The sequence below is a fragment of the Vibrio sp. 10N.222.55.A1 genome, from assembly GCF_041473835.1.
Classification (GTDB): domain Bacteria; phylum Pseudomonadota; class Gammaproteobacteria; order Enterobacterales; family Vibrionaceae; genus Vibrio; species Vibrio crassostreae_C.
The window spans coordinates 1-10,574 of the sequence record NZ_JBFRSX010000108.1 but is presented as its reverse complement, the minus strand read 5'-3'; the positions used below and the strand labels follow the sequence as shown (position 1 = coordinate 10,574).

Below are 10,574 nucleotides of genomic sequence, written 5' to 3'. Positions count from 1 at the left end.
GTTCATAAAGGGTGTTGTAACGTTTTAAGTCATCGGGTTTCATGGGGTTACTCCTGTGAACGACCATCAGGGTGATGGTGTTACAAGAGTATGGTTCGCACTCGTTTTACTCTGCCGCGTAGCGGCTTCGTTCAACTAATAGAAAAAGAATAAGGTTAATAGGGACATGACAACACAAACAGAATTTGGCTTAAGAGAGTATCTGGCTGAGGAAGGGCGTTTATTGATTACGTCTCCAAGTTTTGATTTTGATTCTTATGAAGTGTTAGGTGAAAAGCTGGTGGCATTGCTGTCAGCGTCTGTTGTTGAAAAACAATGGGACGCCGATATGCACTCTTGGTTGATTGATTTTGAAGATTGTCGAATGTTCTTAAAGTCTGAGCATTACAGTGAATCAATTTGGTTTGAGTCGTTAAACGCGGAAGAAAGCCGAGAAGAGTTTGATTATCTCGCGACGCTTTTCAAGCGCGGTTTTTAACTTTAGGCATAGCTTCTAAAGCACAGCTTCTAGCGCTATTCACCAATAAAAGTGAGGATAAACGTTTGCGTTTGTTCTCACCATTGCAGCCAATATTGATTAATGTATAATCGCCCGCCGCTCAATAGAGCAAATTATAGAAACATTTTTAATTCACATTATTGGTAAGAGCTTTCTTGGATTATTCGAAGAAATGACTCGATTTGGGTTCCCTCACCCCCAAACCAAACTAAAAAGGTACAGCATGAGTAACTTTACCCCTGCGCAACAGCGCAAAGCCCTAGCACTATTAGTTTTGTTCCATTTGGTGATTATTGCGTCAAGCAACTATCTGGTTCAGCTACCTTTTACCGTCTTCGGTATGCACACCACTTGGGGTGCTTTCACTTTCCCGTTTATCTTCCTAGCGACCGATCTGACCGTACGCATTTTTGGCGCGCAGCTTGCCCGTAAAATTATTTTCTTAGTGATGTTACCAGCGCTGGCCGTTTCTTATTTCTTGTCAGTGGTGTTCTTTGAAGGTTCATTCCAAGGCTTTAGCCAACTAGGTGAGTTCAACTTGTTTGTTGCACGTATCGCCGCGGCGAGCTTCATGGCTTATTTACTGGGTCAGATCTTGGATGTACATGTTTTTAACCGCCTACGTCAGCTTAAACAGTGGTGGGTAGCCCCAACATGCTCAACGTTATTCGGTAATGCCATTGATACCATCGCATTCTTTGCGATTGCTTTCTACCAAAGCCCAGATCCATTTATGGCCGAGCATTGGACTGAGATTGCCTTAGTCGATTACGGATTCAAACTTATCATCAGCTTAGGCTTGTTCGTGCCTATGTACGGCGTGCTTCTTAACTACATTGTTAGAAAGCTAACCGCAGTGAACCCTGACTTTAAAGCGACAGGCGTGAACGCTTAAGTTTGAGATTTGTAACACAAAGCATTAATGCAGCGATAAGAAAAAGCCCAAGTTAGTCTACTAACTTGGGCTTTTTTTAATTTCTAGCGTCAGATACTAATATCAGAGGCATTTAATATTCAATGGCCAGCCAATATCGGTTTGTCTATTCGACTCGATCTCTAGCTCTGCAGCGGTCAGCGGATTGTCAGCTAACCATTGCTTAGAAAGCGTTAGGGTTAGATTGTTGTCATTCGTCGTCAGTTTGAACTCAGGCTCTAGCGCTGGGTTACGACGGTGGGTCAGCAAAATAGCTAAACGCAGAATACGTAAAATACGCTTGCTGCTGGTGCCTGAGATAGCGTGTTGCTCTGGTAATGAGGTTAACTGTTCACGGTAGCGACGAGTTAACTCACCCAAGTAGTGCTTTTGCGCTCGAGTAAAGCCAGGTAGGTCTAAGTTTTGCAGCAGATAAGCGCTGTGCTCACCGCCTTTTTTGAAATCGATGGTTAAACCAATCTCGTGAAGCTTAGCTGCCGTTTGCAATAGCACACCAGCTTGAGGTTCTGAAACCCACGCTTCGGCGCCCGCTTGGTCTAGCAGCGTTTGTGCGACTACAGCAACTTGTTCACCGTAGCTTACGTCCATTTGGTAGCGTGATTGAACACTCTTAATGGTACGCGCTCGGATATCTTCTTGGCGAAGCTCATCAACCATCTCGTAGGCTAGGCCTTCACGGAGTGCGCCGCCTGCGAGTGTCATTGAATCTATTTCAAGCAACTCAAAAATAGCAATAAGAATGGAAAGACCACTCGGGAACACTAATGCGCGTTCAAGGGTAAGTCCTTCGATTTCTAGCTCTTCCAAGCGCTCAGTAATCATCGCTTGTTTCTGTAGACGCTTAAGTTTGGCATGAGTAATCACTTCATCCATGCCTTGCGCCAACATGATCTCTTGCAGTGCTTGAACGGTACCGCTGGCGCCCACACACACATCCCATCCGATATCAGTGTAGCTATCTAGGATAGGAGCCAACGTCGACTTCGCCGCTTCAATGGCGTTGTTAAAGTTGGTAGCGGTTAATTGGCGGTTTTTAAAGTGGCGCTCAAGCCAAGTAACACAGCCCATCTTTAGGCTGGTTAGTGCTTTCGCTGAGAAGCCTTCACCTATGATCATTTCGGTGCTTGCACCACCAATATCAACGACCAGTCGGCGGCCGCTGCCACCAGAAGTGTGTGCTACGCCTTTATAGATCGTCGCAGCTTCTTCTTCACCAGAGATAACATTGATGTCGTAACCAAGGATCTGGTTCGCTTTCTCTAGAAATATATCCACATTGATAGCGGTACGTAGGGTCGCTGTACCCACAATGCGGATATTTTCTTTCGGAATATCTTGCAGTCGCTCTGCAAAGAGACTCAAACAGTCCCAACCGCGCTGCATAGCTTCTGTACTAAGCGCATTATTTTCATTTAAGCCTGCTGCTAAACGCACTTTACGCTTAATCTTAGCCATGGTTTGTACGCTGCCATCGATGTGACGCACAACGAGCATATGAAAACTGTTCGACCCGAGGTCGATAGCAGCATAAAGCGGGGGTGACACTGTTTGACTCATAAGCGACTAAGCTTCCTTGTTATGACGCGGTTGGCGTGGGCGACGGTTCTGGTTTGGTTTACGGTTACCGTTGCGTGGGCCATTGTTGTTTGAGCGGCGTTGTTGCGGGTTACGTGTACGTAAGCGCATCGGTGCTGGCAGATCTTCTAGTAGTGCAGAAGCATCGTAGTCAGACATTGGGATAGCATGCTCAATGTATTCTTCGATTGGTGGCAAGTTGATTGCGTAATCTTCACAAGCAAAGCTGATCGAGTGACCGCTTTCACCAGCACGACCTGTACGGCCGATACGGTGAACGTAATCTTCACAATCATCAGGTAGGTCGAAGTTGAATACGTGTGTTACTTGAGGAATGTGTAGGCCACGAGCTGCAACATCCGTTGCGACAAGAAGGTCAACATCACCTTTGGTGAACTGCTCAAGAATTTTTTCACGTTTCTTCTGAGGAACATCGCCAGTTAGCAGGCCTACACGGTGACCATCGGCAGCCAAGTGGCCCCAAACTGATTCACATTTGTGCTTCGTGTTAGCGAAGATGATTGCGCGATCTGGCCATTCTTCTTCGATTAACGTTTGTAGAAGAGCCATCTTATGTTCGTTAGAAGGGTAGAACAGCTCTTCTTGAATGCGGTGACCTGTTTTACGCTCAGGCTCAACAACCACGTGCTCTGGGTTGTGCATGTGCTCGAACGCTAGCTCTTGTACGCGGTAAGACAGCGTCGCAGAGAACAGCATGTTCAGGCGATCTTTTGGCTCAGGCATACGGCGGAACAAGAAGCGAATGTCTTTAATAAAGCCCAGATCAAACATACGATCGGCTTCATCAAGCACAACAGCTTGAATGTGGTTAAGGTTAAATACCTTTTGCTTGTAGAAATCGATGATACGGCCAGTCGTACCAATTAAGATATCTGCGCCTTCTTCGATTTTACCTAGTTGCTTGTCGTAGCTTTCGCCACCGTAAGCGAGTGCTGCTTTGATACCCGTGCTTTCAACCAGAGAGTCAGCATCGTTGTAGATCTGAATCGCGAGTTCACGCGTTGGTGCCATAATAATTGCACGTGGCTGGTTAGGCTTACGCCCTTCATGCTCAGGTGTTTTTAGCAGGTGGTTAAAAGTAGCAGTTAGAAACGCAAGCGTTTTACCAGTACCCGTTTGGGCCTGGCCTGCAATGTCTTGGCCGGTGAGCAGTACCGGGAGCGCCAAGGCTTGGATAGGGGTACAATAATCGAACCCTTTTTTCTCCAATCCTTCAATGACTTGAGGAAGTAAATCCAAGTCGGCGAACTTTTGCTCTGTGATATGCGTCTTTTTCATTGCTATAGAATATCAGCTTAAGCTTGCAATACGAAAGTAAATACATTCCAATAGGGCATCTATTTACTGGTTATCATCCAACCAGTTCTAAAAAATACATTGGAGTGGAAGATGAGTGATAAGATTTTGCAGCTAACTGATGACGGTTTTGATAACGATGTAATCAATGCTGCAGGCCCTGTTCTTGTTGATTTTTGGGCAGAATGGTGTGGTCCATGTAAAATGATTGCGCCGATTCTTGATGAAATCGCAGACGAGTACGAAGGCAAGCTCACAATCGGTAAATTAAATATCGACCAAAATGCTGGAACTCCACCAAAATTTGGTATTCGTGGCATTCCAACGCTGCTTCTTTTCAAAGATGGCGGCGTAGCAGCAACTAAAGTTGGTGCATTGTCTAAAACTCAACTTAAAGAGTTCCTAGACGCTAACCTTTAATTAGGTGAGCCTTTGAAAAGAAACCGCGCAGTTAACAAATGCGCGGTTTTGTTTTTTCTAAGCTATGGACTAGTCTTAGTTTTAGTGCTAATTTATCGCACGTTAATTGAACGAATTTCTCTTCTTGGTCGATCCTGTGACCAACTCCTTCTTAACTTAAGAAAACAGATCCTATTTTGACTAAACAAACTTCCACCACTATGAATCTTACTGAACTGAAGAACAGACCTGTGTCTGAACTTGTTAAACTTAGCGAAAGCCTAGGTCTTGAAAATCAAGCTCGCCTAAGAAAACAAGACATTATCTTCTCCATCCTTAAAGCGCATGCAAAAAGTGGTGAAGACATCTTTGGTGATGGTGTTCTAGAAATTCTTCAAGACGGTTTTGGTTTCCTGCGTAGCGGCGACAGTTCGTACCTTGCTGGGCCAGATGATATTTACGTATCACCAAGCCAGATTCGTCGTTTTAACCTTCGCACTGGTGACTCGATTGGCGGTAAAATCCGTCCACCTAAAGATGGCGAACGTTACTTTGCACTGCTTAAAGTAAACACGGTTAACTACGACAAGCCAGACAACGCTCGTAACAAAATCCTTTTTGAAAACCTGACTCCTCTTCACGCCAACGAACGTATGGTGATGGAAGCGGGTAATGGTGCGACTGAAGATATCACAGCTCGAATTCTTGACCTTGCTTCACCTATAGGTAAAGGTCAGCGTGGTCTGATTGTTGCTCCGCCTAAAGCAGGTAAAACAATGCTTCTGCAAAATATTGCACAAAGCATTGCACGCAACCATCCTGAGTGTGAACTAATGGTTCTACTTATCGATGAGCGTCCAGAAGAAGTAACAGAAATGCAGCGCCTAGTTAAAGGCGAAGTAATCGCATCGACTTTCGATGAGCCAGCATCTCGCCACGTACAAGTAGCAGAAATGGTAATCGAGAAGGCGAAGCGTCTTGTTGAACACAAGAAAGATGTGGTTATCCTACTGGACTCAATCACTCGTCTAGCTCGTGCTTACAACACTGTTATTCCTTCATCAGGTAAAGTTCTTACTGGTGGTGTTGATGCGAATGCTCTACATCGTCCAAAGCGTTTCTTCGGTGCGGCACGTAACGTAGAAGAAGGCGGTAGCTTAACTATCATCGCAACTGCACTGGTTGATACTGGTTCTAAGATGGATGAAGTAATCTACGAAGAATTCAAAGGTACAGGTAACATGGAACTGCACCTTAACCGTAAGATTGCTGAAAAGCGCGTATTCCCAGCGATTGATTTCAACCGCTCTGGTACTCGTCGTGAAGAGCTTCTTACTAAGAGCGATGAACTACAGAAGATGTGGATCCTGCGTAAGATTGTTCACCCTATGGGCGAAACTGATGCAATGGAATTCCTTATCGATAAGTTAGCAATGACTAAAACGAACGATGAGTTCTTTGACGCAATGCGTCGTCAGTAGTCTTGATTAGCTGATAGTTATTAAAAAGCGCTGCCTTCGGGTGGCGCTTTTTATTTGCATTTTATAGCGACAGCTTGCAGAATGAGCAAAAGTGTTAAAAGGAAGTTAAAATGCAACATGGACTGTTGTCATCATTACTCCTGTCTACTTCACTGTTACTTTCCCCGGTCGGTATGAGCTATGCCACCGAGATGTCTCCAATTACAGTAGAGTCTTGGCTTGAGAATGATCAAGTAAAACTGAAAACTGCTGAACTACTAGAGCTTGTCGTACGTGACGAAGTCAATTCGCTACGCTTTGCGCTTGAGCGCCTGACATTTCCCCAGCAAGAGGTGGCTCGTTACCAACTCTTGAAGAAGCTTGAACAGCAAAAAATCGTACTCACACCCAAGATGTCTATCTTCATCGAGCAGCAACTTGCTATCACGCCCACTTATCAAGTCTTAGAACGTGGCGATGGCTATGAGTTTACGGTACCTGCCTTTAATTACCCTTCAATTGCTAATCGCCTTATTAAACAATGGCGTCAAGATCAGAAGACATTGGTATTTGTGCTAGATGCAGAGAAACAGGAACTCGACCTAAAAGAGTGGTTATCTGGATCTGAACATCAAGTTCAAACGCGAGAAGCGTTGCTCATTAGAGAGCTAGACAGTTTGTCTCCTGAAGCGGTTGATTACCTAACTAAGCAACTCACCGCATCTTCTATTGTTAGTTGGTTACCTTCTACTGAGGTGGTGGTTCGATTAGCGCAAGTGAGCGAAGACCCAGAGGTTTACAAAATTCTATGGCGAATGAAGGCCGATTATCATAGCCAAGCTGAGCTAGTTCGCCTTGCTGAAACCAAACAAACGTTCGCGCTTGAACAGGTGATGGCAGCGACTAAGAACCCGCGTTTGAAAGATGAAGCGATTACTTTGCTTACCAAAGTTAACCCGTTATCAGAAGAGGTGAAGCTGTTCCTTGTCTCTAGGATGGCGATTGCTGATGAAGCGCCTTTAGTCGCGCGTGAACTCGCCAAACAAGGTCATACGCGATGGTTGCAAGATCTCGTCAATGATAACCCTCAGGTGAAGAGCTCTTTGATCGAGCAAGCATTACCGTAAAGTGGATTTTGCCTCTCAATAACCACACTAAAAAGGGGGATCTCAGCGTCACCCTTTTTGATATACTGAGCGCAGAATAATCAGCATGTAGAAGTCCTATGAGTTTTAAAGATTTACGTGATTTTATCGACCATCTTGAAAGTATTGGTCAGTTGAAACGCATTTCTCACCCAGTCGATCCAGACTACGAAATGACCGAGATTAGCGACCGTACTCTACGTGCTGGTGGCCCGGCTCTTTTGTTTGAAAATCCAGTAGGCTATGACATGCCTGTTTTGACCAACCTATTTGGTACACCCAACCGTGTTGCTATTGGTATGGGGCGTCAGGAAGTCAAAGAACTGCGTGAAGTGGGCAAGTTGCTTGCTTACCTAAAAGAACCTGAGCCACCAAAAGGCTTTAAAGACGCTCTTGATAAACTGCCTGTGTTTAAGCAAGTCTTAAACATGCCGGCTAAACGCCTTCGCAAAGCGGCTTGCCAACAAGTGGTATGGCAAGGCGATGACGTCGACCTAGATAAAATCCCTGTGATGAGCTGTTGGGCTGACGATGTCGCGCCATTGCTAACATGGGGTTTAACGGTTACTCGTGGTCCAAACAAGAAACGCCAAAACTTAGGTATCTATCGTCAGCAGAAGATCGGCAAGAATAAAATCATCATGCGTTGGTTAGCCCACCGTGGTGGAGCACTGGATCTGCGTGATTGGATGGAAACCAACCCAGGTAAACCATTTCCAGTATCTGTTGCGTTCGGTGCAGACCCTGCCACCATTCTTGGTGCGGTTACGCCAGTGCCGGATACTTTATCAGAGTACGCGTTTGCAGGCTTACTACGCGGTAGTAAAACTGAGGTCGTTAAATCAATCAGCAACTACTTAGAAGTTCCTGCAAGTGCAGAAATCGTGATGGAAGGTTATATCGACCCGAATGAGTTCGCGGATGAAGGGCCTTACGGAGATCATACTGGTTATTATAACGAGAAAGAAAAGCACCATGTGTTTACTATTACTCATGTAACCATGCGCGAGAACCCTATCTATCACAGCACCTATACTGGCCGTCCACCTGATGAGCCTGCGGTATTAGGTGTTGCGCTAAATGAAGTGTTTGTGCCTATTCTTCAAAAGCAGTTCCCAGAGATTGAAGATTTCTATCTACCGCCTGAAGGTTGTTCGTACCGAATGGCAGTCGTGACCATGAAGAAGCAATACCCAGGTCACGCTAAGCGAGTGATGATGGGTGTATGGTCTTTCTTACGCCAATTCATGTACACCAAATTTGTATTGGTGTGTGATGAAGATGTGAATGCACGTGATTGGTCTCAAGTAACCGCAGCGATGTGCGAACATATGGATCCGTCACGCGATAGCCTGATGATAGAGAACACGCCGATCGATTCATTGGATTTTGCCTCACCCGTGGTTGGGTTAGGTTCTAAGATGGGTCTAGATATCACTAAGAAGTGGGACGCAGAGTTAGCGTTATCGCCAGATGTCCAAACAGCACCTGTAAATAGTGAACATATAGAGGGTAGCTTGGCTGAGTTAACCAAGGTTCATCCTGAAATTATTGATGTTCACCTGCAAAACGACAATGCCAGCATGGTTGTGGTGTCTATTGATAAGCAAGCTGCCGGTAATGGTAAGAAAATCATGGAAGCGGTTTGGTCTCAATTTGATGAGAACAAGTTTGTTATCGTGTGTGATGGCGATGTCAATGTGAGTGATTGGAATGACATCATTTGGGCTGTAACGACAAGAATGGATCCGGCGAGAGATACGTTATTCCTGCAGAACGAAACTGGACACTCAAAAATGGGTCTCGATGCGACCAATAAGTGGGAAGGTGAATGCCTGCGTGAGTGGGGTGTACCAATTACAAAAGATCCTGATGTTGTGAAAAAGATTGATAGCATCTGGGAACAGCTAGGAATTTCATGAGCTACCAAGTAGTCTTATACCCAGAAAACATCAGTTTCACAGTAGAAAAAGGGCAAACGGTCTTGGATGCTGCGCTCAACAGCGATATCTATTTCCCAAACCGTTGCCAAGTTGGCGCATGCGCAATGTGTATGTGCAAAAAATTAGAAGGGCAAGTGAGTTACCACCTTGAACCCATGCTCACAGAGAAAGAGCAGCAACAAGGCTGGATTTTTGCTTGCCAAGCATTTGCAGAAAGTAATTTAGTTCTAACCTTTGCCGATTAAGGGTTAGTAAGAGGAAGAACATGACTATTAAATGTAAAGTGAAGTCTATCGAGCCTTTGGCTTGTAATACTTACCAAATCCTACTTCACCCAGAAACACCGGTCGCTTTTAAAGCGGGCCAGTACCTGATGGTTGAAATGGGCGAGAAAGATAAGCGCCCATTCTCTATCGCAAGTAGCCCTTGCCGCCACGAAGGTGAGCTTGAGCTGCACATTGGTGCTGCCGAGCACAACGCTTACGCACTAGAAGTGGTTGAAGCGATGAAGAAGGCACAAGCTGAAGATGGCGATATTGCGATTGATGCTCCACACGGAGATGCTTGGATCAAAGAAGAAAGCGATCGCCCTCTATTACTTATTGCTGGTGGCACGGGTTTCAGCTACGTGCGCTCTATTCTTGATCACTGCATCGCGCAAAATAGCTCGAAAGAGATCTACCTATACTGGGGCGCAAAAGATGAGTGCCAGTTATATGCTAAAGAAGAGTTGGTTGGCATTGCAGAAAAGCATAGCAATGTGCACTTTGTACCGGTAGTAGAAGAAGCACCGGAAGTTTGGCATGGCCAAACAGGTAATGTGCTTGAGGCTGTTATGCAAAGTTTCGAATCATTAGCTGATTTCGATATCTATATTGCAGGTCGTTTTGAAATGGCGGGCGCTGCAAGAGACCTATTTACTCAGAATAAAGAAGCAAAGCGTGACCATATGTACGCTGATGCTTACGCATTTATCTAACAATACCCTTAGATTTTGAGCAAAAAGAGAGCAGAAATGCTCTCTTTTTTACGTTTAGGTGAACTATTAGGCAGTTAACCCCTATTTATTCATTTTTCATGAAAAAGTAGTTGCTAAGCTGAGAGGGTTCCCTATAATGCGACACCACTGAGACGGCAGACGCCACAAGGCTTCAGCAAGAATCAGTAAGACGGAAAGCGACAAAAAATTAATTTTCAAAAAGTGTTTGACACTGAATGTTAATTCGCTAGAATGGCCGTCCTCTTCGAGAGGCTCCTTACTTAAAAGGAACGCTCAAGAAGTTAAGCTCTTTAACAATTTAA

The 10,574-nt window shown here is 45.0% G+C and carries 10 protein-coding genes; 8 read left to right on the top strand and 2 right to left on the bottom strand.

From position 1 onward, the window contains the following. The first annotated feature begins 166 nt into the window (after nucleotides 1-166). Nucleotides 167-478 carry a DUF3630 family protein gene (locus AB4493_RS21365; RefSeq protein ID WP_017061332.1) on the top strand — a complete coding sequence of 104 codons (312 nt, stop codon included), beginning with the start codon at nucleotides 167-169 and terminating at the stop codon, nucleotides 476-478. Nucleotides 479-722: 244 nt separating this feature from the next. After that, entirely contained in the window at nucleotides 723-1,394 is a 672-nt protein-coding gene (locus AB4493_RS21360) for a 7-cyano-7-deazaguanine/7-aminomethyl-7-deazaguanine transporter (RefSeq protein ID WP_017061333.1), read from the top strand. Nucleotides 1,395-1,496: 102 nt separating this feature from the next. Here AB4493_RS21360 and gppA read toward each other — a convergent pair whose 3' ends face one another. Beyond that, entirely contained in the window at nucleotides 1,497-2,990 is a 1,494-nt protein-coding gene (gene gppA / locus AB4493_RS21355; protein ID WP_372152678.1) for a guanosine-5'-triphosphate,3'-diphosphate diphosphatase, read from the bottom strand. A gap of 6 nt (nucleotides 2,991-2,996) precedes the next feature. Further along, a complete protein-coding gene (gene rhlB / locus AB4493_RS21350; protein WP_004736636.1) occupies nucleotides 2,997-4,307 on the bottom strand; it encodes an ATP-dependent RNA helicase RhlB in 1,311 nt (436 codons plus the stop codon). A 111-nt stretch (nucleotides 4,308-4,418) separates the two neighbouring features. Here rhlB and trxA point away from each other — a divergent pair, with 111 nt between their 5' ends. The 6 genes from trxA (at nucleotide 4,419) to fre (ending at nucleotide 10,251) form a co-directional block, all read left to right on the top strand. Continuing rightward, nucleotides 4,419-4,745, top strand: a complete 327-nt coding sequence (gene trxA, locus AB4493_RS21345; protein ID WP_010440700.1) for a thioredoxin TrxA — start codon at nucleotides 4,419-4,421, stop codon at nucleotides 4,743-4,745. Nucleotides 4,746-4,945: 200 nt separating this feature from the next. Then, the gene (gene rho, locus AB4493_RS21340; RefSeq protein WP_029222011.1) at nucleotides 4,946-6,205 is read left to right on the top strand and encodes a transcription termination factor Rho; all 1,260 of its coding nucleotides are present in this window, start codon (nucleotides 4,946-4,948) and stop codon (nucleotides 6,203-6,205) included. 110 nt (nucleotides 6,206-6,315) lie between these two features. Then, nucleotides 6,316-7,311, top strand: coding sequence for a hypothetical protein (locus tag AB4493_RS21335; RefSeq protein WP_372155779.1), 996 nt, complete (start codon nucleotides 6,316-6,318; stop codon nucleotides 7,309-7,311). Nucleotides 7,312-7,409: 98 nt separating this feature from the next. Beyond that, the gene (ubiD, locus tag AB4493_RS21330) at nucleotides 7,410-9,251 is read left to right on the top strand and encodes a 4-hydroxy-3-polyprenylbenzoate decarboxylase (protein ID WP_372155778.1); all 1,842 of its coding nucleotides are present in this window, start codon (nucleotides 7,410-7,412) and stop codon (nucleotides 9,249-9,251) included. Then, the gene (locus AB4493_RS21325) at nucleotides 9,248-9,517 is read left to right on the top strand and encodes a 2Fe-2S iron-sulfur cluster-binding protein (RefSeq protein ID WP_008224727.1); all 270 of its coding nucleotides are present in this window, start codon (nucleotides 9,248-9,250) and stop codon (nucleotides 9,515-9,517) included. The genes ubiD and AB4493_RS21325 overlap by 4 nt, the downstream gene beginning before the upstream one ends. Nucleotides 9,518-9,537: 20 nt before the next feature. Next, entirely contained in the window at nucleotides 9,538-10,251 is a 714-nt protein-coding gene (gene fre / locus AB4493_RS21320) for an NAD(P)H-flavin reductase (protein ID WP_017059251.1), read from the top strand. Nucleotides 10,252-10,574: the final 323 nt, after the last annotated feature.